Below are 438 nucleotides of genomic sequence, written 5' to 3'. Positions count from 1 at the left end.
CTTCCTCCTGCCGGTCGACGTCACCGCACCAGGTGCGCAGCACGGTGGGCACGTCGGTCACGTCGTCGGCCACGGGGACGAGCGCGCCCGGGGGTAAGTGCTCGGCGTCGGGCTGCGGGTCGAGGCGCTCGGCGATCCACAGGGCGCGGTCGCGCAGCCACCACAGGGCGAGCGCGAGGGTCGGCGCCCGGTAGGTGCCCAGCGGCACCCCGATGCGCCGGCCGTCGCAGACCCCGTACGCCGTGACGTGGCAAAGGAATTCGTCGTGCACGTTCCCTCCCCCGCTGCGTGCTCGCCCGCCGGTTCCGGGCCGGCTGCCCGCTCCGTGGCTCGCGTGCTGTGCGTGAGGGCGCCGTCGCTCGGGGTGAAGCGCTCTCGCTGTCGAGTATGTTCACCGCTGAAACACTGTCACCATGTGTTTCCGGTCAGTCTCCTGGC

General features: G+C 72.1%; 1 protein-coding gene. It reads right to left on the bottom strand.

Annotated elements, in window-relative coordinates; genetic code table 11:
* Positions 1-271 (bottom strand): hypothetical protein (locus LPA54_RS39220; protein ID WP_228985167.1); only part of this gene is annotated, 271 nt, incomplete at its 3' end.
* Positions 272-438: the final 167 nt, after the last annotated feature.

The sequence above is a fragment of the Streptomyces sp. DH12 genome, from assembly GCF_020873895.1.
Lineage (GTDB): Bacteria > Actinomycetota > Actinomycetes > Streptomycetales > Streptomycetaceae > Streptomyces.
The sequence above is the reverse complement of the archived record's forward strand: the minus strand, read 5'-3'. Positions and strand labels throughout refer to the sequence as shown.